This is a genomic window from Janthinobacterium sp. P210005, assembly GCF_036231865.1.
Lineage (GTDB): Bacteria > Pseudomonadota > Gammaproteobacteria > Burkholderiales > Burkholderiaceae_D > Janthinobacterium > Janthinobacterium kumbetense.
Genome location: NZ_JAZARC010000008.1, coordinates 152,614 through 176,771, shown reverse-complemented (window position 1 = coordinate 176,771; position 24,158 = coordinate 152,614). Strand labels below are relative to the sequence as shown.

The window sequence follows — 24,158 nt, the reverse complement described above, 5'->3', positions numbered from 1 at the left end:
ACCGACGGCGCAGGCCGTCACCTGACGCGAAAGGCAGCATATGGCTATCGTGCACCATGTCGCCCAAGTCGCAGCGACCCTCGCCGCCATCGTCCAGACCCGTCTGGCCCTGGCGGCCGTGGAAATGGAAGAAGAGTCGCTGCGCTTCCTGTCCTATCTGGCGCTGGCCATGCTGGCACTGTTGTGCCTGTTTGTCGGCCTCGTCTTGATCGTGTTCCTCGTCATCGTGCTGTTCTGGGATACGCACCGCATCGCCGCCATCGCCATCACGGCCGCCGTCTTCATCGTCGCCGCCATCGCCACCCTGCTGGGCGTGCGCGCCAGTTTCCGCAGCAAGCCGAAACTGCTTTCTTTTACACTTTCCGAACTGAACAAAGACCTGGACGAGCTGCAATTGCTGGCGCGCCGGGGATCGGAGCGGCCATGACCACGCACCCCACCAAATTGTCCAGCGTCCACACGGCCGCCAGCCTGGCGCAGCGGCGCGACGCGCTGCTGGCCGAATGCGCGCTGCAGCGCCTGGCCCTGGGCGTGCAGACGCGCCAGTTGCTGGAACCGCTCACGGGCGGCAATCTGCGCCACACCCTGGCCACGCGTTTCAAAATTCCCCTGATGGTGGGTGGCGCCGTGCTGGGCTTGGCATTGGTACGTCCGCGCCGCATCCTGCCGCTGCTGCGGGCCAGCGGCGCGCTGCTCAAGCACGCCACCACGGCCATGCCCGTCCTGCTGGCGCTGGCGCAGCGTTTCAGCAAGAAAGAAACGCCGTCATAAAATATTTTGACCCGGCTGCATCCAAATGGCAGACCCATGCGTAGTAACAGTATCAACCAGCCGGTTGAGCCAACTACCAGGAGTTCGCCATGCTTGCCTTCACCGCCCCACGCCACGCCGTTCCCGCCCTCGCTGTGCTGGGCGCCGCCCTGCTGCTGAGCGCTTGCGCCCCCATGAGCGCGCGCTATTCGCAGGAACAATTACCGAACGCCGTCAAGGTGCCCGATGGCCACCAGGTGGCCATGCAGACCGTGGGCGTGGGCAAGATCGCCTACGAATGCAAGGCCAAGAAAGACATGACGGGCCATGAATGGGTTTTCGTGGGACCGGACGCGGCCTTGAACGACCGCAGCGGTATGCAGGTGGGCACGTATGTCGGTCCACCGGCCACCTGGGCCAACCTGGACGGCTCGAAAGTGACGGCCACGCAAGTGGCCGTGGCGCCGGCCGGCGCGGGCAATATCCCATACCAGCTGGTGAAGGCCAACCCGGCCACGGGCAGCGGCGCCATGCAGGGCGTCAGCTACATCCAGCGCGTGGCCACCAGCGGCGGCGTGGCGCCAAGCAGCCCCTGCGGCATGGAAAGCATCGGCGCCAAACAATGGGTGCCCTATCAGGCCGACTACATTTTTTGGAAAGCCGCATAACAGCGTCAAATTGACGGTTGGCAAGCGGGTTTCTGGCCTATACTCGGCCTTGAAAACTTGCTAACCGTTTATTCCTGACGATTGCGCCGACCTTGCCAACGCTAGCCACTCCGTTCGATTACGATGCCGCCCTGCGCGCCTGCGCCAGGGGCGAGCAGCAGGCATTGCACGGCCTGTACCAGCAGGAAAGCCGCTACCTGCTGGGCGTGGCCCTGCGCATCGTGCGCCAGCGGGCCTTGGCCGAAGACGTGCTGCACGACGCCTTCCTGAATATCTGGCGCCGCGCCGGCAGTTTCGACGCCACGCGCGGCAGCGGCAAGGGCTGGATCTATGTGGTGGTGCGGCACCAGGCACTGGACGTGGCGCGCGCCCGCGCCCATGAAGTACCGGCCGACGAGGATACCGTGGAAACCCTGCTGCACGAACGCCACAGCCACGATGCGGGCGAGGCCTATGCCGACCAGGCGAACCTGGGCAAGCTGCACGATTGCCTCGGCCACCTGGATGAATCGAAGCGCAACAGCATCCTGTACGCCTACGTTGACGGCTGTTCCCACAGCGAAATCGCGCAGCGCCTGCAAGCGCCGCTGGGGACCGTCAAGGCCTGGGTCAAGCGGGGCCTGGCCGCCTTGCGGGAGTGCATGGGATGATCAACGGCGGCGAAGAATTGCACAGGCTGGCCAGCGAATACGTGCTGGGCACCCTGGAGCTGGCCGAACGGGCGGAAGTGGAACAGCGCTTGCCGCGCGACGCCGTCTTGCGCGATGCCGTCGAAGCCTGGGAACGGCGCCTGCTGCCCTTGACGACCCTGGCGCCACCCGAAACGCCCTCCGCGCAACTGTGGCCGCGCATCAGCGCCAGCCTGTTCACGCCTTCGGCCGTGCGGCAGGCGGGCGGCTGGCAAGCGTGGTGGTACAGCCTGGCCTTCTGGAGAATGCTGGCGGGCGGCGGCTTGGCGGCCACGGCCGCGCTGGCCGTGCTGGTCAGCGTGCAACTGCAGGCACCCAGCGGACCCGGCTACCTGGTGGTGCTGGTGGCGCCGCAGGACAAATCGCCGGGCTGGATCGTGCAGGCGGGCGGACGCGGCGGCAAGAACCGCGACCTGAGCCTGATCCCGCTGGGGCCGACCAGCGTGCCGCAGCAAAAGGCCCTGCAATTCTGGACCAAGGGCAAGGACTGGGGTGCGCCCGTGTCGCTGGGCCTGGTCAAGCCGGGGCAAAGCCTCAAGTTGACATTGGACAAGCTGCCGCCGCTGCAGCCGGAGCAACTGTTTGAAATCACCCTGGAACCGGCAACGGGCTCGCCCACGGGCCGGCCGACGGGGCCGGTTTTATACATCGGCCGCGCCGTCAAGGTCATGTAATTACTTGACCACTTATTTTCCCAGCTCGTCTCCCATCTCACGTCCGCGCTGCGCAGCCGCCTTGATGCCCTTGACGATGGCCGCCTTCACGCCGCTCTCTTCCATGCTGGTGAGCGCCGCATACGTCGTGCCGCCCTTCGACGTGACCCGCTCGCGCAGCAAGGACACGGGTTCGCTGGAGTTCGCCGCCAGCTGCGCCGCGCCCGTAAACGTGGCAATCGCCAGCTGCGTGCCCTGCTCCGGCGTCAGGCCCAGCTCGGCGGCCGCCTGCTGCATCGCTTCGATAAAGTAAAACACATAGGCGGGACCGCTGCCGGACACGGCCGTCACAGGGTCGATCTTCGCTTCATCATCAAGCCAGACGGTCTGACCGACGGCGCGCAGGATGGCGTCCGCCGTCTTCTTTTGCTCATCGCTGACGCCGCTGCTGGCCACCATGCCCGTGATGCCCATGCCGATCAGGGCTGGCGTATTCGGCATGCAGCGCACGATGGCGCGGTAATCGCCGAGCCAGCGCGACAGGTCGGCCGCGCGGATGCCGGCCGCGATCGACAGGATCAATGGCGCCCGCTCGCCGTCGAGGAAGGGCAGCAACTGCGCCGCCACCTCGCGCATGCTTTGCGGTTTCACGGCCAGTACGATCACGTCCACGGCGCGCAGCGCGTCGCCGGCGGCGGAAGCCGTCGTCACGCCGAATTGCGCCCGCAGTTTTTCCAGCGCGGGCGCATGCGGGTCGATCACGTGGATGTTGCCGCCCAGGGTCAATTTACCCGCCAGGCCGGCGATCAGGGCCGCAGCCATATTGCCGCCGCCCACAAAGGCGATATTCAATTCTGTCGTCATGGTGATTCTTTCTATCAATCAGTTAAGAGTAATTGCGGGAACCAAAGATGGCGCTGCCCACGCGCACGATGGTGGCGCCTTCCAGCACGGCGGCGCGCAAGTCGGCCGACATGCCCATCGACAAGGTATCGAGCGCGAGGCCGTCCGCCTTCAATTGGTCGTACAGCGCGCGCAATTGCGCAAAGGCGGCGCGCTGCAGGTCGACATCCGTTTCCGGCTCGGGGATGGCCATCAGGCCGCGCAAGCGCAAACGGGGCAGTTGCGCCACGGCATGCGCCAGCGCCGGCAAGTCAGCCGGCGTCACGCCGCTCTTGCTGGCTTCGCCGCTGATATTGACTTGCAGGCAGATATTCAAGTCCGGCAAGCCGGCCGGGCGCTGCTCGGACAGGCGGGCGGCGATCTTTTCCCGTTCCACCGTATGCACCCAGTCAAAATGTTCGGCGATGGGGCGCGTCTTGTTGCTCTGGATGGGGCCGATGAAATGCCAGACGGGTGCGCCTTGCGGCAGCGCAAGCTTGACGGCGCTAATCTTGTCGAGCGCTTCCTGCAGGTAATTTTCGCCAAACGCCGCCTGGCCCGCGTGCATGGCTGCCAGCACGGCGTCCGCGCCGAAGGTTTTCGACACGGCCAGCAGGGTCACGTCACCAGGGGCGCGCTGCGCCTCCAAGGCGGCCTGCGCAATACTGTCGCGCACGGCTTGCAAGTTCTGTTCGATTGTGGACATAATCATTTTCTAGTGTATAGGGGCGGCGGCACAGTGCGCCAGCCCATCAATGCAGGCACAGGGATTATAAATGGACATCTCCGAACTACTCGCTTTCTCCGTCAGCAACAAGGCTTCCGACCTGCACCTGTCTTCCGGCCTGCCGCCGATGATACGGGTCAATGGCGACGTGCGCCGTCTGAACGTGGCGCCGCTCGAGCACAAGGAAGTGCACAGCATGATCTACGACATCATGAACGACAGCCAGCGCAAGGCGTATGAAGAAGCGCTGGAATGCGATTTTTCGTTCGAAATCCCCGGCCTGGCGCGCTTCCGCGTCAACGCCTACAATCAGGAACGCGGTGCGTCGGCCGTGCTGCGCACGATTCCGTCGAAGGTGCTGACCCTGGAAGAGCTCAACGCCCCCCGCATCTTCGGCGAGCTGGCCATGCGTCCGCGGGGACTCGTGCTGGTGACGGGCCCGACGGGTTCCGGCAAGTCGACCACCCTGGCGGCGATGGTGAACCACGTCAACGAGCGCCTGAACCACCATATATTGACCATCGAAGACCCGATCGAATTCGTGCATGAACCGAAGAAATGCCTGATCAACCAGCGCGAAGTCGGTTCCCACACGCATTCGTTCAGCAATGCGCTGCGCTCGGCCCTGCGCGAAGACCCGGACGTGATTTTGGTGGGCGAATTGCGCGACCTGGAAACCATCCGCCTGGCGCTGACGGCGGCCGAGACGGGCCACCTGGTGTTCGGCACCCTGCACACCTCGTCGGCGGCGAAATCGATCGACCGCATCATCGACGTCTTCCCTGCCGAGGAAAAGGAAATGGTGCGCGCCATGTTGTCCGAATCCTTGCAAGCCGTCATCTCGCAAAACTTGCTGAAAACCAAGGACGGCGCGGGCCGCGTGGCCGCGCATGAAATCATGCTGGCCACGCCTGCCGTGCGCAACCTGATCCGCGAAGCGAAAGTGGCGCAAATGTATTCGGCCATCCAGACGGGCAGCAACGTGGGCATGCAAACCCTGGACCAGTGCCTCACCGACTTGGTGCGGCGCGGCACGATCTCGGCGGAAACGGCCCGCTCGGCCGCCAAGTCCCCTGAAAACTTCCCCGGATAAGCCATGCAGACGACGCACGAACACTATGGCGCCATGCATGCGCTGCTGGCGCAGATGCGCGCACGGGGCGGATCCGACCTGTTCATCACGGCCGGCTTTCCCGCCGCCATCAAGCTCGACGGCAAGCTGACGCCGCTGGCTGGCGGCGCGCTTGACGCGGCACAGGCGGCCGGCTACGTGCGCGCCGTCATGAACGCGCGCCAGGCGGCCGAGTTCGAGTCCAGCCGCGAAGCCAATTTCGCCATCAGCCCGGAGGGACTGGGGCGTTTCCGCGTGTCCGCCTTCGTGCAGATGGGCCAGGCAGGCATGGTCTTGCGGTTGATCAATACCGCCATCCCCAGCCTCGCTGGTCTGGGTTTGCCCGCCATCCTGCAAGACATCGTGATGAGCAAGCGCGGCCTCGTCATCATGGTGGGCGCCACGGGCTGCGGCAAGTCGACCACCCTGGCGGCCATGGTGGGCCACCGCAACGCCCACAGCCACGGCCACATCATCACCATCGAAGACCCCGTGGAATTCATCCATCCGCACGGCAACTGTATCGTCACCCAGCGCGAAGTGGGCGTCGATACGGACGACTGGGCCACGGCCCTGAAAAACACCCTGCGCCAGGCGCCCGACGTGATACAGATCGGCGAAATCCGCGACCGCGACACCATGGACCACGCCATCGCGTTTGCCGAGACGGGCCATCTGTGCCTGGCGACCTTGCACGCGAACAACGCCAACCAGGCGCTGGACCGCATCATCAATTTCTTCCCCGAAGAGCGGCGCCAGCAGTTGCTGATGGACCTGTCGCTGAATTTGAAGGGCATGATTTCGCAGCGGCTGATCCCCAACAAGGATGGCGGCGGGCGCCAGGCGGCGCTGGAAATCCTGCTCAATTCGCCGCTGATGAGCGACCTGATCTTCAAGGGCCAGGTGCACGAGATCAAGGAATTGATGAAAAAATCGCGCGAGCATGGCATGCAGACTTTCGACCAGGCCCTGTTCGACCTGCACGAGACGGGCGCCATCAGCTATGAAGACGCGCTGCGCAATGCGGATTCCGTCAACGACCTGCGCCTGACGATCAAGCTCAAGGGCGCAACGGCGCCGGAACCGGCCCCGCAGGCGGGCGCCACCAAACTGGGACTCCTCTGACATGACCAGCATCCACAATTTCCAGGCCGAGGCACTGGACGGCACGCCGATCGACCTGGCGCGCTACAAGGGCAAGGTATTGCTGATCGTCAATACGGCCAGCGCCTGCGGCTTCACGCCGCAATACCAGGGGCTCGAAACGCTGTACCGCGAATTCCACGACCAGGGCCTGGTCGTGCTGGGTTTTCCCTGCAATCAATTCCGCCAGCAGGAACCGGGCTCGAACGCGGAAATTGGCGCCTTTTGCGAAAAAAACTTCGGCGTCACCTTTCCCCTGTTTGCCAAGGTCGACGTGAATGGCCCGCATACCCATCCCGTCTTTGCGCAATTAAAACAGGCGGCGCCCGGCATATTGGGCACGCAATCGATCAAATGGAATTTCACCAAGTTTCTGGTGCGCAAGGATGGCAGCGTATTTCGCCGCTATGCGACGGCCAGCAAGCCGGCCAGCCTGGCGGCCGACATACGGCAATTGCTACAAGAGTAGAAGCGCAATACTTTGACTTAAGACAACAATCATGTGAAATCAATAAAACTGTATTTATTTCATGCTTGATATCAATATTGTGTTTCAAATAGCAAATATCGGTGATAATGTTTACATAATTATTCGCAGATATCGATCATAAAACGATGCCAGTCTTTGGGAAAATATTATCTTCATGGATGCGGATGGGCAGTTATTCCCGCCTCTTCATCCCTATTACCTTCCTGATACTCGCCGTTTCCGCCTTTCGCTATCACGCCCTGCTCGGGACGGAAACGGCGCTGGCCAATGCCCGCTACCAGAGCGAAGCCCGGCAACTCGACCTGTTCCTGGCCAATAGCGTGCTGCCGCTGGCCGTGCATACGGACCGGCATGCGATGCACGACAGCGTGCGGCAAGTGCTGCGCAGCGCCCTGCCGCTGAACCGCAGCCTCGCCGCCATGCGCTGGGATACGGCTGGCGCGCATGTCGAAGTGCTGGCCGACAACAAGCTGACCGATACGCTGGCCGACGGCGTGCCGGCCTGGTTTGCACGCCTGGCGGGCATGGCGGCCATCCGCAGCCGCCTGACGGTGGCGCTGCCGGATGGCGGCGACGGCATCCTCGACGTGCATTACACGCCCGGCCTGCCCCTGGCGCAGGTGTGGCAACGGGTGCGCGGGCAGGCCGTCCTCAGCACCATCAACATCGTCCTCGTCTTCCTCCTGCTGGGCTTGATCCTGGCGTCGCACCGCAAGCTGCTGGCGCGGCTCGTGCAGGCGACGGACCGCTTCCGCGATGGCAACTTCGCCGTGCGCCTGGCGGCCGGCGCCACGCCCGAAGCGCAAGCCGTGTCGCAGTCGTTCAATGGCATGGCCGGCGATATCGAAGAATTGCTGACCTCGCTGAAGACCAGCCAGCGCCAGCTGGGCGAGCAGTTGAACGAAACCGTGCACATGCAGCAGGCGCTGCAAAAGCTGTCATGGCAAAACTACAATGACGTGCTGACGGGCTTGCCCAACCGCGCCGCGCTGGCCGCCCGTTTCGAACAGGAGCTGTTCCTGGCGCGCGAACGCCAGCGCCTGCTGGCCGTCTGCCTGTTCGACCTCGACCATTTCCAGGCCATCAACGACCGCTACGGCGCCGAAGCGGGCGATGAAATCCTCAAGCAGGTGGCCGGCCGCCTGCACGGCTTTACGGGCCAGATCCACTACGCGGCGCGCCTGGGCGGCGATGAATTCGTCCTGCTGCTGTGCGGCCAGGCCAGCATCGCCAGCATCGAACAGAACATCACGCAATTGCTGCAGGAACTGAGCCGCCCCTACCAGGGCGACCAGCAGGCGCTGCACGTGACGGCCAGCGTCGGCATCGCCGTCTACGCGGGCAAGGACTTGAATACGGAAAGCCTGCTGCGCCACGCCGACCACGCCGTCTACCAGGCGAAACTGACGGGGCGCAACCAGTACCACTTCTTCGACACCAACCTCGATGAAGAAGTGCGCACCCACCACAACCAGCGCACGGAAGTGCGCCAGGCCCTGATCAATGGCGAACTGCGGCTGTACTACCAGCCCAAGGTGAACATGCGCGCCGGCACGGTGGTAGGCATGGAAGCGCTGCTGCGCTGGCAGCACCCGCGCCGCGGCGTGCTGGCGCCCGCGCAATTCCTGCCGCTGGTGGAACAGACGGATCTGATCATCGACATCGGCGAATGGGTACTGCGCCAGGCCCTGTGGCAGATGCAGCGCTGGGTGGCTTGCGGCAAGCACTGGGTCGTCAGCGTGAATATCGCGGCGCGCCACTTCCAGCAACCGGACTTCGTCTCGCGCCTGGAAACCATCCTCGGCGAATTTCCCGGCGTGCGCGCCAGCATGCTGGAACTGGAAATCCTCGAATCGTCGGCCCTGCACGACATCGAAGACGTGCGCCGCATCATCCGCGCCTGCCAGGCGCTGGGCATCACCTTCGCGCTCGACGATTTCGGCACCGGCTACTCGTCGATGTCATACCTGAAACGCCTGCCGGCGAACATCGTCAAGATCGACCAGAGCTTCGTGCGCAACATGCTCAACGACCGCGACGACCTGCACCTGGTGCGCGCCGTCATCGGCCTGGCCCGCTCCTTCAGCTTGACGGTGATCGCCGAAGGCGTGGAAAGCGTCGAGCATGGCGCGCGATTGATCCAGCTGGGCTGCGACCTGGCGCAAGGCTACGGCATCGCCCGCCCCATGCCGGCCGACGCCGTGCTGGAATGGGCCAACAATTTCATCCCGGCGCCGCAATGGCGCATCGCGCAGTACAACGAAGTGCCTATTTGACCGGGGTCAAGGCGGAGTCGATCAATTCGATCCAGTGCCGCACGGGCGTCTCCGTGCCCGACTGCAGGTGGCTCAGGCAGCCGATATTCGCCGACACGATCATCTCCGGCTCGCACGCTTCCAGGTTCGCCACCTTGTTGTCGCGCAACTGCTGCGACAGTGCCGGCTGCAGGATCGAATACGTGCCCGCCGAACCGCAGCACAGATGGCTGTCGGCACACAGGCGCACGTCGACGCCGACGGCGCGCAGCACCTGCTCCACCTTGCCGCGCACCTGCTGGCCGTGCTGCAGGGTGCACGGCGGGTGGTACGCCACTCGCTTGCCGATGCGCCCTTGCAGCAGCGCCACCAGTTCCGCTTCAAACGCGGGCATGATCTCGGACAAGTCGCGCGTCAATGCCGCGATGCGCCGCGCCTTGTCCGCATAGCGGGCGTCGTGCGCCAGCAGATGGCCATATTCCTTCACCGTGGCGCCGCAGCCGGAGGCCGTCATGACGATGGCTTCCGCGCTGTCCACGCAATCTACGTAGGGCCACCAGGCGTCGATATTGCGGCGCATGTCGTCCAGCGCCGCTTCCTGGTCGTTCAAGTGATGGCGCAACGCGCCGCAGCAGCCCGCCTTGGGCGCGACGATCAGCTGCACGCCCAGGGCATCGAGCACGCGCGCCGTGGCCGCGTTGATGTTCGGCGACATGGCCGGCTGCACGCAGCCGTCGAGCAGCAGCATGGTGCGCGCATGCCGGCGCGCGGGCCATGCGCCGGCCTTTTCTCCCGGACGCAGCTTGTCCTGCAAACCTTTCGACAGCAACGGCCGCAGCGCCTGCCCCGCCTTGTACACGGGCGTAAACAGCCAGCGGCGCGGCAAGGCTTCCTTCAGGGCGAAGCGCAGCGCCCGTTCGCGCAAGGGGCGCTGCACGCGCTGTTCGACGACGTTGCGGCCGATGTCGACCAGGCGCCCGTACTGCACCCCCGAGGGACAGGTCGATTCGCAATTGCGGCAGGTCAGACAGCGGTCCAGGTGCGTCTGCGTCTTGACCGTAACGGGTGCGCCTTCGAGCACTTGCTTGATCAGGTAGATGCGTCCACGGGGGCCATCGAGTTCATCGCCCAGCAACTGGTAGGTGGGACAGGTGGCCGTGCAAAAGCCGCAATGCACGCAGGCGCGCAGGATGGCTTCGGCTTCGTCGCCTGCCGGCGTATTCTTGATGAAATCGGCGAGATTGGTTTGCATGCGCTCAAGTCATTCTGTGCGGGTTGAAGATGCCGGCCGGGTCGAAAGCGTGCCGCAGGCGCTGGTGGATTTTTTCAATGGCCGGCGCCAGCGGGTGGAACACGCCCACGGCCTTGTCGCCGCCGCGGAACAGGGTGGCGTGGCCCCCAAGCGCGGCCACGGCCTGGCGGATGTGCTGGCTGCCTGCCGCATCGGCGTCGCCGTCGAGCTTGAGCCAGCGCTGCGCCCCGCCCCATTCGATCAGCTGGCGCCCCATTAAAATCACGGCGCTGGCGTGCGGCGGCAGCGACAGGCGCCACAGGCTGCCCGCACCCGCGAAGAAAGCGTGCGTCTGTTCGCGCACGGACAGCCAGAAGGCGGCCGCGTCTTCGGCTGCCAGCAGCTCGCCTTTCAAGGATGTCAGGGCCGCCGACACGGCCGCCTCGGCGCCGGACAGGCGCACGCTCAAGACGCCGTCATGCCAGCAACTGGCGGAAATGGGCAGCGGCTTGCCCGCCCATTCATTGAGCATGCGCAAGGCGGCGATTTCAGCGCATTCCAGGCGCAAGGTCGCTTCGCGCAGCGGCAAGGGCAGCACTTTCAGCGACACTTCCAGGATCAGGCCCAGGGTACCCAGCGAGCCCGCCAGCAGGCGCGAGACATCGTAGCCGGCCACGTTTTTCATCACCTGCCCGCCGAAGGCCAGGCGCTGGCCGTGGCCATCCATCAGCACGGCGCCCAGCACAAAGTCGCGCAAGGCTCCCGCGCTGGCGCGGCGCGGGCCGGACAGGGCGCTGGCGACGACGCCGCCCACCGTGGCGCCCGGCCCGAAATGGGGCGGTTCGAAGGCCAGCATCTGGTTGCGCGCGGCCAGCGCCGCCTCGATCTCGGCAAGCGGCGTGCCGCAGCGGGCCGTGATCACCAGCTCCGTCGGCTCATAGTCGATGATGCCCGCATACGCGCGCGTATCGAGCACCTCGCCTGCCAGCTGCTGGCCATACCAGTCTTTCGTGCCGCCGCCGCGCAGGCGCAAGGGGCGGCCTGCCGCGCTGGCCGCCAGGATCTGCTGCCTGAATTGTTCCGCTATCGCTTGCAAGGGGGTCTCCGGAAAATTAAAAACGGGGCAGGTTGGCGAACGGCAGGCGTCCCGCCGTCACATGCATCTTGCCGAATTCGGCGCAGCGGTTCAAGGTGGGAATCGCCTTGTCCGGGTTCAGCAAGGCGTGAGGATCGAAAGCGCGCTTGACGGCAAAGAAGGCATCGAGTTCGGCGCGCGTAAATTGCACGCACATGGAATTGATCTTTTCCATGCCCACGCCATGTTCGCCCGTGATGGTGCCGCCCACGGCCACGCACAGGGCCAGGATGTCCGCGCCAAACGCTTCGGCGCGTTCGAATTCGCCGGGCATGTTGGCGTCGAACAGGATCAGGGGGTGCAAATTGCCGTCGCCCGCGTGGAACACGTTGGCGCAGCGCAAGCCATGCGTCGTTTCCATGCCGGCGATGCCCGTCAGGACTTCGGCCAGGCGCTTGCGCGGGATGGTGCCGTCCATGCAGTAGTAGTCGGGCGAGATGCGCCCCGCCGCGGGAAAGGCGTTCTTGCGGCCGGACCAGAATTTCATGCGCTCCGCTTCCGACTGCGACACGGCGATGGCGCTGGCGCCCGCCCCTTCCAGCACGGCCGTCATGCGGGCGATTTCCTCTTCCACTTCCTCGTGCGTGCCGTCCGCTTCGCACAGCAAGATGGCGGCCGCGTCGATGTCGTAGCCGGCCTTGACGAACGGTTCGACCATGCGCGACGACGTCCGGTCCATCATTTCCAGGCCGGCCGGGATGATGCCGGCCGCGATCACGTTGGCCACGGCATTGCCGCCCGTGACGACGTCGTCAAAGGACGCCATGATGACCCTCGCCGTGGCCGGCTTCGGGATCAGCTTGACCGTCACTTCCGTGACGATGCCCAGCATGCCTTCGGAGCCGATGAAGACGGCCAGCAAGTCGAGGCCGGGCGAGTCCAGGCATTCGCCGCCCAGTTCCAGCACGTCACCATCAATGGTAACAACCCGCACGCGCAGCACATTGTGCACGGTCAAGCCGTATTTCAGGCAATGCACGCCGCCCGAGTTTTCCGCCACGTTGCCGCCGATGCTGCAGGCGATTTGCGAGGACGGGTCGGGCGCGTAGTACAAGGCATATTGCGCCGCCGCTTCAGAAATGGCCAGGTTGCGCACGCCCGGCTGCACCACGGCCGTGCGCGCATACGCATCAAGGCGCACGATGCGGTTCAAACGCGCCGTCGACAGCACCACGCCGTCGGCGATGGGCAAGGCGCCGCCCGACAGGCCCGTGCCCGCGCCGCGCGGCACGATCGGCACCTTCAACGCGCGGCAGACGCCGAGGATGGCGATGACCTGTTCTTCCGTATCCGGCAACGTCACCACCATCGGCAGCTGGCGGTAGGCGGCCAGGCCATCGCATTCGTACGGGCGCGTATCTTCGGCGTCGGACAGCACGCAACGGGCCGGCAGCACGGCCAGCAGGGCCGCGACGACGGCTTGCTGGCGCGCGGCGGTCAATCCGGATTCAGGGGCGGCATTGAGCATAGGATGTGAGCAAAAGTGCATGGGCGTGCAACGATTGTAAGCACAAAAGCGGCGCGCAGCGCATTTTTTGTCCTATTTGCGGGCAAATCCGGGGCCAGGCGGCGCGCGGTGTCGTATGCTGCCCCCATTCTTCTTTACAGGATCGACATCATGGGCAACCGACTTTCGAAAATCGCCACGCGCACGGGCGACAATGGCAGCACCGGCCTGGGCGACGGCAGCCGCACCAGCAAGGACAGTGTCCGCATCCACGCCATGGGCGACGTGGACGAACTCAATTCGAATCTGGGATTGCTGCTGTGCGAAGCCATGCCCGACGCCCTGCGCGACGAACTGGTGGCCATCCAGCACGATCTGTTCGACCTGGGCGGAGAAATCTGCATCCCCGGCTACCAGTTGATCAAGGAAGAGCACGTACTGCGCCTCGACGACTTGCTGGCGAAATACAATGCGGACTTGCCGGCCTTGAGCGAATTCATCCTGCCGGCCGGTTCGCGCGCCGCCTCGCTGGCGCATGTGTGCCGCACCGTGTGCCGCCGCGCCGAGCGCAGCATCGTCGCGCTGGCCAATGCGGAACCGCTGCACGAACATCCGCGCCAGTACGTGAACCGCCTGTCGGACCTGCTGTTCGTGCTGTCGCGCGTGCTGAACCGCTTTGCCGGCGGCAGCGACGTGCTGTGGCGACATGACCGCACGCGGGGATAAGCCGCCTACGCCGGCCTGACCAGCGTACTGGCCAGCCGGCAAACTTTATTGAATGCTACTCTTGCGCGCAGCTGTTGTAGCACATCTGATGAATCTTGGTGCAGGCGCCTGGCGACCTTGGATGGTCGGTCATGCACTGGTCCAGCCCTTCATCGCATTGCGAATAGCATTCCGGCTCGCCGCCGGCGATCGCATACGAGGCGCTGACGCCCATGGCAAACAAAAAGAAACCCAGTTTTTTGAACATAAGCACTCCTGTTGAATTGACAGACGATGACGTACATCCATGGCGCGCCGTCTTTTACGCGCCATCCGGCAATCAGATTTTCTTCAGCGCCGCTTCCAGCGCGCCCGTATTGAAACCCTGGATCTTGCGGTTGCCGATCAACACCACGGGCACGCCGCCGCCGCCGAGTTCTTCATGGGCTTTTTTCGCTTCCGGCGATTTTTCGATATCGAGATCGACAAAGTCGATCTTGTTTTCCTTGAAGTACGCGCGCGTCTTGGCGCAATAGCCGCACCAGTCCGTGCCATACAACACCACCTTCGCCTGGGCATTCGGGAAATACGCGGCGTAATTGCCTTCCGTGTAAGTCGATTTGAATAAACCAGGCAATAAAGACAGGCCATAACCGCTGCCCAGGCCGGCGGCCAGAATCACGCAATACATGGCGATGGTTTTAATTTTCTTTTGCATCATGAAGCCACCTTGACGTCGTTACTTCCAAGCCGGAGCAATGCTTGCGCCCCGGCACACCTGGTTTTCTTAATTCAAGGCGCAATCGGCCTTGCATGCATTTAACAAATCCTTGCACGTGTTGCTGGAATGGCCAGAATCGAGGCAATCGGTAAAGCTGCCATAGCACTCGCGCTGGCAGTCGCTCAAACCATTGCCGGCTGCTCCCACCGAATAGGACGCGCTGACACCGACGGCGAACAGGAAAAGTGCGATCTTCTTAAACATTTTCTACCTTTCGATTGACGTGGAAAAACAATGCCACTTGCGCTTAGCTGCTTATTACCTTATAGAATTTATATCGTACAAAATCGAATATAGACCGCACTTATTTTAGAGTCAACGTTTCCTTTCGATAAATTTCCAATTTAGAAAATATATCGGGAAAGCCTCTTGAATGTGGAATTTGGAGAGATTGGGAGGCGCCAAACGTCTATACAATATCGGCGCCGCAAGCAAGTAAAGGCCGGCTGCGGGCGCAGCCGGCCGAGCGGCTACAGCACTTCCAGAAAACTCTTCAAGGCGATGATTTCATCGGACGTCAGCTGCAAGCGCTGCAACAGGGGCGACGTGACGGGAAACTTCGGATCGGCCGCCTGCTGTGCGTTCTGCGGCACGGGGCGCGACATGCCCGCGTTATACATGTTCAACATGCCCACCATCTGCGCGAACGCGCCATTGTGCATCCACGGCCCCGATTGCGCCACGCCGCGCAACCCCGGCGTGCGGAACTTGCCCACGTCCTCATTCTTGCCCGTCACCAGGTAGCGCCCCAGGTCTTCATACTTGCGGCTGCCGTAATTGCTCAGCCCGAGGTTGTGGAATTGCTGGTCCGTCAGCAAGGCGCCGCTGTGGCAAGTCATGCAGCGCGCCTTGGTGCGGAACAGGTGCAGGCCCAGCAGCTCGCGGTCGTTCAAGGCCGTGCGTTCGCCCTCCAGGAAGGTATCGAAACGCGTGACGGGCGGCAGCAGGGTGCGCTGGTAGTCGGCCAGCGCCGTCAGGATGCGCGGCAAGGTCACGCCGGCGCCCTGGCCAAAAGCCGCGTCGAACTGCGCCGGGTAGTCGCCCTGTGCGGCCAGCTTGGCGGGCAATTGCGCAGCCACGGCCGCCATTTCATCCGGATGCTGCAAGGGGCCCAGCGCCTGCTCTTCCAGGGTGGCGGCGCGGCCATCCCAGAACAGCATCCTGACCTGCGCCACGCCCAGCAGGCCCGGCGCATTGCGCTGGCCCAGCCGGCCTTCGTGTCCCACGGAAACGCGCTTGCTGTCGGCAAAGCTGTGGTCGGGACTGTGGCAGCTGATGCAGGCCACCGCGTTCGCGCGCGACAAGCGCGGGTCGTTGAACAGACGCTGCCCCAGCGCCGCGACGGCCGGCGCCACGGGCGGCACAGGTATGGCCGAGACGGGTGCCATTTCCGCGGCGGCCACGCCGACGGGCAGGTGCGGACGGGGCCAGTCGGCAATGGGACGGGCATACGCCTGGCGCAGACAGGCTGCATTCCAGCCCGCCGGCGTGGCGCAAACGGTGGTAGTGGCTTCGCGCGCCGCCGCATCCCCTCCTGCAGGCAATCCCACTGTCATGGCCAGCAGCGCTGCGGCCACCCATCCGGTCTTTCCTGTTGTAAATCTATACACGTCGCTCATTCCTCTTTTGTACGCTGGCTTCGACCAATGATAACCAGCAACATGGCAGCAGCACAGCGAAAGGGGACAGGGCTTGTCTATTCGGCGATCTGCGTCAATTTTCCCGGCGTTTCCTCCGCCTGCGCCTGCACATGTTCGCGCAGCAAGCCGCGCAGCAACTGCACCTGCGCCACGGCATCGGCCTGCAGCGGCGTCAGGCTGTCGGCAACGCAGGGACCAGGCGCGCTGGCGTCGGCGGCGCCGCGCAGCAAGGCATCGATTTCCCCGCTGACGCCGGCGATCCACTGCTGCAGTGCGGGCGGCGCCGGCTCGGCCTGGGGACTCAGGCTGATGCGCGCCGTGCTGCCCGCCACGCGGCGCAGCAGCGGCAAGGTGCGCAGGGCCGCCAGGCCCACGCCGCTGCTGCGGTCCAGGCGGCGCTCGATGCGCAAGCGCTGCAAGACCTGTTCCGCGTTATTGCTGGCCAGGCCCGCCTCGCGGCGCAGGCGCGCGATGGCGCTGTCCCACTTTCCGCCCGCCGCCAGCACGGCCAGCAGGTATTTCAGGTTGGCCGACACGGCTTTCGCCAGGCGCTGATCCAGGTCGTCCGCCTCGCGGTCGGGCCACAGGAAAAACGTGGCCAGCAAGGCCAGCACGCAGCCCAGCACATTGTTGCCCAAGCGACTCATCGCATACACCATCTCGCTGGCCGGCGCCGCATAGTCGGCCACCAGCACGAAGGCGGGCGTCATGAACAGCACGTGCAGGCTGTAGCTGACACGGCGCAAGGCCATGGTAGCGACGATCAGGGGAAACACCACGAGCGAGATGCCCAGCGGCGTGTAAATGACCAGGCCGATCAGCACGGCCAGCACGGCGCCCAGCACGCTGCCCGCCACCCGCTCGATGCCGCGCGGCCAGGTGGTCGACACGGACGGCTGCAGTATCAATAAGGTCGCCATGGTGGCCCAGTAGCCGAACGGAATGTGCAAGGCCTCGACCAGCAGGAAGCCGGCCGTCGTCGCCAGCGACACGCGCGCCGCATGGCGCCAGCTCAGCGACTGCGGCGTGGCGTTGACTTTCGCCGTCTGCCACGCCTGCCCCAGCGCCAGGAAAGCCGCCTCGCGCCACGGCAGCTGCGCCGCGCGCGGCAAGCCCAGCTCCATGAAGTCCACGTTCAGGCGCAGCGGCAGCAAGGCGCCCAGCGCCGCTTCCAGGCGCCGTCCGCAGCCAGCCAGGCGGCGCTGCAATTCCAGGGGCGGCGTTTCCGGCTGGCGCTGCACGGCTTGCCCCAGGCGGCGCAGCAGCACGGCCATCACTTCCAGGCTGCGCCGCGCGCGCGGGTCCTGGCGCAGGCGCTGCTGCTCGCGCTCGCACGTATGCGTGACGGCGATCAGATAGGCGAAGATGCGCTCGGCGTCGCTGAGCGCCAGCAGCAGGTTGTCGTACAGGGCGCTGCGGCCCGCGCGCGCGGGCGGTACGGCGGCCAGCGCCACGCGCGCCGCTTCCAGCGCGGCGCGCGCCTGCGAACGGTAGCTGGCGCCATGCGCGGCAACGTCCGCCTGCGCCGCATCATGTGCGAGGAAGCGCGCATTGTCGCGCGCGATGCCGGCCAGGCGCGAATACGCGGCGCGGATGGCGCGCCGGCTCGGGCCGAATGGGTGGATGCGCCAGACGGTAAAACTGAGCACGGTGGCGAACAGGCAGCCGAACATGTACAGGCCCAGGAAAGGCGCCGTCTGCGTCATCGATGCCAGCGGATGCGTGACCATCACCACGCACGCCGTGGCGGCCAGGATGGCCACCTGCGCCGTGGCCGCGCCCCAGATGCGCGCCAGCGCGCCGGCCCAGGAAAACAGCAGCACGGCGATGGCGGCCGTCGCCACGCCATGGCCGGCCGCCAGCGCCGTCAGGCCGCCGGCCACGGTCGACAGCAAGCCGAAGCCCACCATCGAGACGAAGCGCATGCGCCGCGTGCCGGCCGCGTCGGCCAGGCACGTCCAGAAGGCGCCGATGGCGGCCCAGGAAAAATCGGGATGGTCGAACAGCAGGCCCAGCAGCAGCATGGCGCTCGAGGCGCACGCGGCCCGCAAGCCTTCGGACAGGTTCGTTTCATCGATGGCCAGGCTGACCATCCACAGGGGACGGCGCTGCGCCAGGGTGTCGGTATAGGCGTGCACGCCCGTCAGCCAGCGGCCGGCCAGTGCGCGCGAACGGCGGTGAAGTTTCCTGAGATACAAGTTGGACTTTGAAAGGGTATCAAAGCGTCATCGTAGCATTCCCGAGCGAAAAATGTTGCAGTGCAGCGTAAAATCCCCGGGAGCGAAAAAAAAGCGACACCGCGGTGTCGCTTTTCCGTATGCAAGCCAGCTTAGCTGACAGCTGCCAGGCGCGGCGGCTGCGTGCCGCCAAAACGCTGTTCGATCGAGGCGGCGATGCCGCTGGCGTCCAGGCCCACGCTTTTCAGCAGCTGCACGGGGTCGCCATGGTCGATGAAGGTGTCGGGCAAGCCCAGCATCAGGATAGGCTTGACGATGCCCTCCGCCGCCAGGGCCTCGGCCACGGCCGAGCCGGCGCCGCCCATGATGCAGCCCTCTTCCACCGTCACCAGGTAATCGTGCTCGGCAGCCAGCTGTTTCACCAATGCCACGTCGAGCGGCTTGACGAAGCGCATGTTGGCCACCGTCGCGTCGAGCTTCTCGCCCGCCGCCACGCTAGTCGCCACCATCGAACCGAAGGCCAGGATGGCGATGCGCTGGCCCTGGCGCTTGATCTCGCCCTTGCCGATCTCGATGCTGGTCAGTTCCGGCACGATGGCCACACCCGCGCCGGCGCCGCGCGGATAGCGGATGGCGGCCGGGCCAGGATAGTGGTAGCCCGTGGTCAGCATTTGGCGGCATTCGTTTTCATCCGACGCGGCCATGATGACCATGTTCGGGATGCAGCGCAGGAACGCCATGTCGTAGTTGCCCGCGTGCGTGGCGCCGTCGGCGCCCACGAGGCCGGCGCGGTCCAGCGCGAACGTCACGTCCAGGTTTTGCAGGGCCACATCGTGGATCAGCTGGTCGTAGGCGCGCTGCAGGAAGGTCGAATAGATGGCCACGACGGGTTTCAAGCCTTCGCAAGCCAGGCCCGCACCGAACGTCACGGAATGCTGCTCGGCAATGCCGACGTCGAAGTAGCGGGTCGGGAATTTCTGTTCGAACTTGACCATGCCCGAGCCTTCGCGCATGGCCGGCGTGATGCCCACCAGGCGCTTGTCGTGCGCGGCCATGTCGCACAGCCAGTTGCCGAACACTTCCGTGTACGTCATCTTGGCGGGCGCCGTGGCCGGCTTGATGCCTTCGGCCGGGTTGAACTTGCCCGTGCCGTGGTACAGAATCGGTTCCGCTTCGGCCAGCTTGTAGCCTTGCCCCTTCTTGGTCACCACGTGCAGGAATTGCGGACCCTTCAATTGCTTGATATTTTGCAAGGTCGGGATCAGCGAATCGAGGTCGTGGCCGTCGATGGGACCGATGTAGTTGAAACCGAATTCTTCGAACATGGTGGCGGGCACGACCATGCCCTTGGCATGCTCTTCAAAGCGCTTCGCCAGTTCCAGCACGGGGCCGGGCAAGACGGACTTGCCGACGTTTTTCGCGGCCGCATAGAACTGGCCCGACATCAATCGCGCCAGGTGGCGGTTCAGCGCGCCCACGGGCGGCGAGATCGACATGTCGTTGTCGTTCAGAATTACCAGCAGATTGACGTCTTCCTGCACGCCCGCATTGTTCATCGCTTCGAAAGCCATGCCGGCCGTCATCGAACCGTCGCCGATCACGGCGATTGCGTGCAGCGGGTCGCCCTTGATCTTGGCCGCTTGCGCCATGCCCAGCGCGGCGGAAATGGACGTCGACGAGTGCGCCGTGCCGAAGGTGTCGTATTCGCTCTCGTCGCGCTTCGGGAAGCCGGAAATGCCGTCTTTCTGGCGCAGGGTGTGCATGCGCTCGCGGCGGCCCGTGAGGATCTTGTGCGAATAGGTCTGGTGGCCCACGTCCCAGACGATGCGGTCGTGCGGCGTGTTGAAGACGTAATGCAGCGCGACGGTCAGCTCGACCGTGCCCAGGTTGGACGACAGGTGGCCGCCCGTCTTGGAAACGGAATCGAGCAGGAAGCTGCGCAATTCCTGGGCCAGCGGCACCAGTTGCGAGCGGGCCAGCTTGCGCACTTGCGCTGGTTCATTGATGGTTTCTAACAGTTTCATTTATGCCTTCCGCTGCACGACCAGGTCCGCCAGCTCGCGCAAACGGCGTGCCTTGTCCCCGAATGGCGCCAGCGCCGCATGGGCGTCGCACCGCAATTGTTCTGCCAGGGCTTTCGATGGTGCCAGCCCCAGTATCGATACGTAGGTGGGCTTGTTGGCGGCCGCATCCTTGCCTGCCGTCTTGCCCAGGGTGGCCGAATCGGCTGTTGCGTCGAGCACGTCGTCGACCACCTGGAACGCCAAGCCCACGGCGCGCGCATACGCGTTCAGCGCCGTCATCTCGTCCGCCGTCAAGTCCTTGCCGGCCAGCGCGCCGAGAATCACGGCCGCGCGCAGCAAGGCGCCCGTTTTGAGTTGATGCATCTGTTCCAGCTGCGGCAGGGTCAAGGCCAGGCCGACACTGTCGAGGTCGATCGCCTGGCCGCCGCACATGCCGGCAGAACCGGAGGCGTGCGCCAGCAGCTTGATCATGGCCATTTGCCGCGCGGGAGGAATCGCCGCGCCGTCGGCCAGCAGCATGAACGCCTGCGATTGCAGCGCGTCACCCACCAGCAGGGCCGTCGCCTCGTCGTAGGCGATGTGCACGGTGGGCTTGCCACGGCGCAAGGCATCGTCATCCATGCAGGGCATGTCGTCATGCACGAGCGAATACACGTGAATCATTTCCAGCGCGCAAGCAGCGCGCGCGAGGGTATCTTGATCGGCATCAAACAGTTCGCCAGCCGCCATCACCAGCAGCGGGCGCACGCGCTTGCCGCCGCCCAGCAGCGCATAGCGCATGGCAGCGTGCAGCTTGTGCGGCACGGCGTCCGCCGCCGGCAGGAACTGGTCGAGCCGGCCTTCCACGCCGGACTGGGTGCTTTGCATCCAGTCGCCGAAGGTAACGCCGTCTTGTTGCATGCTGGCCATCATTGGGCGGCCTCGCCGGCATCCACGAACGGTTTCAACATGTCGCCTTCGAGTACTTTCACCTGCGCTTCGACACTGTCGAGCTGGGTCGCGCAATACTTGACCAGTTCCGAGCCGCGCTGATACGCCGCGACCGATGCTTCCAGCGGCAACTGGCCCGCTTCCATTTGCGTTACCAGCTGCGCCAGTTCCGCCATTGCCTCTTCAAACGAGGCCGGCACTGCGGCAGCGGCAGTTAATTTCTTCGACATAGACTCAGATCTCTTCGTGGCACGAGGGGCTTGTAGGGAGACGCCGGGGATTCCCGGCCAGCATAGAAGCGTTATTTTAGAACAAACCACACTATTAAGTGAAAACTAAAGCGCAATCGACGCGCTCAAAGTCAATAGCGTTGCCAGCTTGTCAGTAGATTTTAGCCGAATCGCCCCTCTGCGCCGGAAATTGCGCGCCAAATGACAATGTTTCTCATTAAAAGCCTATTTGCCGGGGGGTTTTGATAATGCCGAGGCCGATCCGCGCTATAATCGCCGGTTCTGTCCGAAATACCGTTTCAACAAATTTGAATTCAGGTCTTTGCGGATTCTTTCTCTCTGTAGCGGTTGCCCAGGGAATGGCCTGGGGCACTGCTGACCGTTGTACATTTATGGGGGGTTGGGATGTCCGATCTGGCTACTCACGCCAAGCTGGCGCGCTCAAACGCGCAACTTCCGGTCCACGTCTATTTTGACGAAACGCTGTTGCAGCGTGAAATGCAACAATTGTTCCAAGCCGGCCCGCGCTATGTCGGGCACGAGCTGATGGTGCCGGAAACCGGCGATTTTGCGACCCTGGCGTCTGAGAACGAAGGGCGCATGCTCGTGCGCAACGCCAATGGCATCGAAGTGCTGTCCAACGTGTGCCGCCACCGGCAGGCGCTGATGTTCAATGGCCGCGGCAATGCGAACCATATCGTCTGCCCGCTGCACCGCTGGACCTACGACCTCAAGGGTGAACTGATCGGCGCGCCGCATTTCCCCGAGACGCCGTGCCTGAACCTGTCGAAAACGCCGCTGCAAAGCTGGAATGGCTTGCTGTTCGAGCAAAATGGCTACAACGTGATGGAAAAATTGAAAGATTTGTCCGTCTCGAAAGACCTCGACTTTTCCGGCTACATGTTCGACCACGTGGAAATCCACGAGTGCGACTATAACTGGAAGACTTTCATCGAAGTCTATCTGGAAGACTATCACGTGGAACCGTTCCACCCGGGCCTGGGCAGCTTCGTCAGCTGCGACGACCTGCGCTGGGAATTCGGCAAGGATTACAGCGTGCAGACGGTGGGCGTGCACCGCGGCTTGCAGCAAGCCGGCTCACCTGCTTACAAGAAATGGCAAGAGCAGGTGCTGCAATTCCGCGGCGGCGAAGTGCCGCCGTATGGCGCCATCTGGCTGACCCTGTATCCGAACATCATGGTCGAATGGTATCCGCACGTGCTGGTCGTCTCTACCCTGTGGCCCGACGGCCCGCAAAAGACGCGCAACGTGGTGGAGTTTTATTACCCAGAAGAAATTGTGTTGTTCGAGCGCGACTTCGTCGAAGCGGAACGGGCTGCCTACATGGAAACCTGCGTCGAGGACGATGAAATCGCCCAACGCATGGATGCGGGCCGCAAGGCCCTGATGGCGCGCGGCGTGAGCGAAGTGGGTCCTTACCAGTCGCCGATGGAAGATGGCATGCAGCATTTCCACGAGTGGTACCGCAACAATATCGAACTGTAATCCCTCAAGGGCCGCCTCGTGCGGCCTTTTTTTATCCCCGCGTTTTTCAGGAATCAGATGCAATCTCTTTGGATGCTGTTTGCAAGTTTCATGTTTGCCATCATGGGCGTGTGCGTCAAATTGGCGTCGGACATGTATTCGACGTCTGAAATCGTCATGTATCGCGGCATCATCGGCATGACCGTCATGAGCTGCACGATTTTGTACCAGGGCGGCAGTTTTAAAACCACGATGCCGGGCCAGCATCTGTGGCGCGGCGTGGTGGGCGTGATCGCCCTGTGGCTGTGGTTTTATGCGATCGCCATCCTGCCGCTGGCCACGGCCATGACGCTCAATTACATGGCGCCCATCTGGATCGCCGTGATCCTGCTGGCGGGCGGCTGGTGGAAGGCAACGCAGCAAGTCGAGTGGCCGCTGGTGGCGGCCATCGCCATGAGCTTTGTCGGCGTGACCCTGCTGCTGCAACCCGTATTCGAGACGGACCAGGCGGCCGGCGCCATCACGGCCTTGATTTCCGGCATGCTGTCGGCCCTCGCCTACCTGCAAGTGCGCAAGCTGGGCTTGCTGGGCGAACCCGAATACCGGGTCGTATTCTATTTCTCGGTCGTCAATTTCCTCGCCGGCGTGATCGGCCACGTGGCCAGCGCCGCCAGCGGCCCCGTCGTCTGGCATGCGCACACGAGCGGCTACGGCATCGGCTTGCTGGCCGCCATCGGCCTGTGCGCCACCATGGCGCAGATGGCCATGACGCGCGCCTACCGCCTGGGCAAGACCCTCGTGGTGGCCAATCTGCAATACACAGGTATCGTCTTTTCCAGCTTCTGGGGCGTGGTGATCTTTGGCGACCTGTTCGACTGGCATGGCTGGGCCGGCATCGGCATCATTCTCGCTTCCGGCATCGCGGCAACCTATTACAATACCCGCAACACGACCCGTGGCGCGGCGATCGCGCGCACGGATCCCATCGCCAGCGAAGTGTAAGGA

The 24,158-nt window shown here is 64.0% G+C and carries 25 protein-coding genes; 12 read left to right on the top strand and 13 right to left on the bottom strand.

Annotated elements, in window-relative coordinates; all coding sequences use genetic code 11:
- Positions 1–40 precede the first annotated feature (40 nt).
- The 5 genes from VPH40_RS26235 (at position 41) to VPH40_RS26215 (ending at position 2,781) form a co-directional block, all read left to right on the top strand.
- Complete coding sequence (locus tag VPH40_RS26235; protein ID WP_046683403.1) at positions 41–427, top strand: phage holin family protein; 387 nt, start codon at positions 41–43, stop codon at positions 425–427.
- Positions 424–771 carry a hypothetical protein gene (locus VPH40_RS26230; RefSeq protein ID WP_077399688.1) on the top strand — a complete coding sequence of 116 codons (348 nt, stop codon included), beginning with the start codon at positions 424–426 and terminating at the stop codon, positions 769–771. Before VPH40_RS26235 ends, VPH40_RS26230 begins: the two co-directional genes overlap by 4 nt.
- Before the next feature lie 89 nt (positions 772–860).
- Positions 861–1,418: a DUF3455 domain-containing protein gene (locus VPH40_RS26225; RefSeq protein WP_099665472.1), complete on the top strand. Its 558-nt coding sequence runs from the start codon at positions 861–863 to the stop codon at positions 1,416–1,418.
- 92 nt (positions 1,419–1,510) lie between these two features.
- Positions 1,511–2,068 carry a sigma-70 family RNA polymerase sigma factor gene (locus VPH40_RS26220; protein WP_180278816.1) on the top strand — a complete coding sequence of 186 codons (558 nt, stop codon included), beginning with the start codon at positions 1,511–1,513 and terminating at the stop codon, positions 2,066–2,068.
- Positions 2,065–2,781 (top strand): anti-sigma factor, encoded by a 717-nt coding sequence (locus VPH40_RS26215; RefSeq protein ID WP_328574905.1) that lies wholly within the window; start codon positions 2,065–2,067, stop codon positions 2,779–2,781. The genes VPH40_RS26220 and VPH40_RS26215 overlap by 4 nt, the downstream gene beginning before the upstream one ends.
- Positions 2,782–2,793: 12 nt before the next feature.
- Here VPH40_RS26215 and proC read toward each other — a convergent pair whose 3' ends face one another.
- Both proC and VPH40_RS26205 read right to left on the bottom strand, forming a co-directional pair.
- The gene (gene proC, locus VPH40_RS26210) at positions 2,794–3,624 is read right to left on the bottom strand and encodes a pyrroline-5-carboxylate reductase (protein ID WP_328574904.1); all 831 of its coding nucleotides are present in this window, start codon (positions 3,622–3,624) and stop codon (positions 2,794–2,796) included.
- Between the two features lie 22 nt (positions 3,625–3,646).
- Positions 3,647–4,348, bottom strand: a complete 702-nt coding sequence (locus VPH40_RS26205) for a YggS family pyridoxal phosphate-dependent enzyme (RefSeq protein ID WP_328574903.1) — start codon at positions 4,346–4,348, stop codon at positions 3,647–3,649.
- 70 nt (positions 4,349–4,418) lie between these two features.
- On the opposite strand from VPH40_RS26205, the gene VPH40_RS26200 reads away from it, so the two are divergent.
- The 4 genes from VPH40_RS26200 to VPH40_RS26185 all read left to right on the top strand — a co-directional run bounded on the left by VPH40_RS26200 (position 4,419) and on the right by VPH40_RS26185 (position 9,389).
- On the top strand, positions 4,419–5,462 hold the full coding sequence (locus VPH40_RS26200) for a type IV pilus twitching motility protein PilT (protein ID WP_099665476.1): 1,044 nt from the start codon (positions 4,419–4,421) through the stop codon (positions 5,460–5,462).
- A 3-nt stretch (positions 5,463–5,465) separates the two neighbouring features.
- Entirely contained in the window at positions 5,466–6,605 is a 1,140-nt protein-coding gene (locus tag VPH40_RS26195) for a PilT/PilU family type 4a pilus ATPase (RefSeq protein ID WP_285817188.1), read from the top strand.
- Position 6,606: 1 nt separating this feature from the next.
- Positions 6,607–7,092 (top strand): glutathione peroxidase, encoded by a 486-nt coding sequence (locus tag VPH40_RS26190; protein WP_328574902.1) that lies wholly within the window; start codon positions 6,607–6,609, stop codon positions 7,090–7,092.
- 185 nt (positions 7,093–7,277) lie between these two features.
- The gene (locus VPH40_RS26185; protein ID WP_289900403.1) at positions 7,278–9,389 is read left to right on the top strand and encodes a putative bifunctional diguanylate cyclase/phosphodiesterase; all 2,112 of its coding nucleotides are present in this window, start codon (positions 7,278–7,280) and stop codon (positions 9,387–9,389) included.
- Here VPH40_RS26185 and glcF read toward each other — a convergent pair.
- The 3 genes from glcF to VPH40_RS26170 are packed head-to-tail and all read right to left on the bottom strand — an operon-like array spanning position 9,382 to position 13,202.
- Entirely contained in the window at positions 9,382–10,620 is a 1,239-nt protein-coding gene (gene glcF, locus VPH40_RS26180; RefSeq protein ID WP_328574901.1) for a glycolate oxidase subunit GlcF, read from the bottom strand. The two genes, VPH40_RS26185 and glcF, sit on opposite strands and share 8 nt — an antisense overlap.
- A 4-nt stretch (positions 10,621–10,624) precedes the next feature.
- Positions 10,625–11,695 carry a glycolate oxidase subunit GlcE gene (glcE, locus tag VPH40_RS26175; RefSeq protein ID WP_328574900.1) on the bottom strand — a complete coding sequence of 357 codons (1,071 nt, stop codon included), beginning with the start codon at positions 11,693–11,695 and terminating at the stop codon, positions 10,625–10,627.
- A gap of 16 nt (positions 11,696–11,711) precedes the next feature.
- Positions 11,712–13,202 carry an FAD-linked oxidase C-terminal domain-containing protein gene (locus VPH40_RS26170; protein WP_251351032.1) on the bottom strand — a complete coding sequence of 497 codons (1,491 nt, stop codon included), beginning with the start codon at positions 13,200–13,202 and terminating at the stop codon, positions 11,712–11,714.
- A 150-nt stretch (positions 13,203–13,352) separates the two neighbouring features.
- Between VPH40_RS26170 and VPH40_RS26165 the strand changes: the two genes are divergently transcribed.
- Positions 13,353–13,907: a cob(I)yrinic acid a,c-diamide adenosyltransferase gene (locus VPH40_RS26165; protein WP_099665482.1), complete on the top strand. Its 555-nt coding sequence runs from the start codon at positions 13,353–13,355 to the stop codon at positions 13,905–13,907.
- Between the two features lie 55 nt (positions 13,908–13,962).
- On the opposite strand, the gene VPH40_RS26160 is transcribed toward VPH40_RS26165, so the two are convergent.
- From VPH40_RS26160 to VPH40_RS26125, 8 genes are all read right to left on the bottom strand, one after another.
- On the bottom strand, positions 13,963–14,154 hold the full coding sequence (locus VPH40_RS26160) for a hypothetical protein (RefSeq protein ID WP_251351031.1): 192 nt from the start codon (positions 14,152–14,154) through the stop codon (positions 13,963–13,965).
- Between the two features lie 72 nt (positions 14,155–14,226).
- A complete protein-coding gene (locus VPH40_RS26155; protein ID WP_251351030.1) occupies positions 14,227–14,607 on the bottom strand; it encodes a glutaredoxin family protein in 381 nt (126 codons plus the stop codon).
- Between the two features lie 66 nt (positions 14,608–14,673).
- Positions 14,674–14,871, bottom strand: coding sequence for a hypothetical protein (locus VPH40_RS26150; RefSeq protein WP_099665485.1), 198 nt, complete (start codon positions 14,869–14,871; stop codon positions 14,674–14,676).
- 266 nt (positions 14,872–15,137) lie between these two features.
- Positions 15,138–16,277 (bottom strand): cytochrome-c peroxidase, encoded by a 1,140-nt coding sequence (locus VPH40_RS26145; RefSeq protein WP_328574899.1) that lies wholly within the window; start codon positions 16,275–16,277, stop codon positions 15,138–15,140.
- An 86-nt stretch (positions 16,278–16,363) separates the two neighbouring features.
- On the bottom strand, positions 16,364–18,505 hold the full coding sequence (locus tag VPH40_RS26140) for an FUSC family protein (protein WP_257218743.1): 2,142 nt from the start codon (positions 18,503–18,505) through the stop codon (positions 16,364–16,366).
- A 131-nt stretch (positions 18,506–18,636) separates the two neighbouring features.
- The gene (gene dxs, locus VPH40_RS26135) at positions 18,637–20,508 is read right to left on the bottom strand and encodes a 1-deoxy-D-xylulose-5-phosphate synthase (protein WP_289900412.1); all 1,872 of its coding nucleotides are present in this window, start codon (positions 20,506–20,508) and stop codon (positions 18,637–18,639) included.
- Positions 20,509–21,408 carry a polyprenyl synthetase family protein gene (locus tag VPH40_RS26130; RefSeq protein WP_328574898.1) on the bottom strand — a complete coding sequence of 300 codons (900 nt, stop codon included), beginning with the start codon at positions 21,406–21,408 and terminating at the stop codon, positions 20,509–20,511. It lies immediately after the preceding gene.
- Positions 21,409–21,416: 8 nt separating this feature from the next.
- Positions 21,417–21,668, bottom strand: coding sequence for an exodeoxyribonuclease VII small subunit (locus tag VPH40_RS26125; protein ID WP_099665488.1), 252 nt, complete (start codon positions 21,666–21,668; stop codon positions 21,417–21,419).
- Positions 21,669–22,073: 405 nt separating this feature from the next.
- Here VPH40_RS26125 and VPH40_RS26120 point away from each other — a divergent pair, with 405 nt between their 5' ends.
- On the top strand, positions 22,074–23,174 hold the full coding sequence (locus VPH40_RS26120; protein WP_251351025.1) for an aromatic ring-hydroxylating oxygenase subunit alpha: 1,101 nt from the start codon (positions 22,074–22,076) through the stop codon (positions 23,172–23,174).
- A 57-nt stretch (positions 23,175–23,231) separates the two neighbouring features.
- Positions 23,232–24,155, top strand: coding sequence for a DMT family transporter (locus VPH40_RS26115; RefSeq protein ID WP_328574897.1), 924 nt, complete (start codon positions 23,232–23,234; stop codon positions 24,153–24,155).
- Positions 24,156–24,158: the final 3 nt, after the last annotated feature.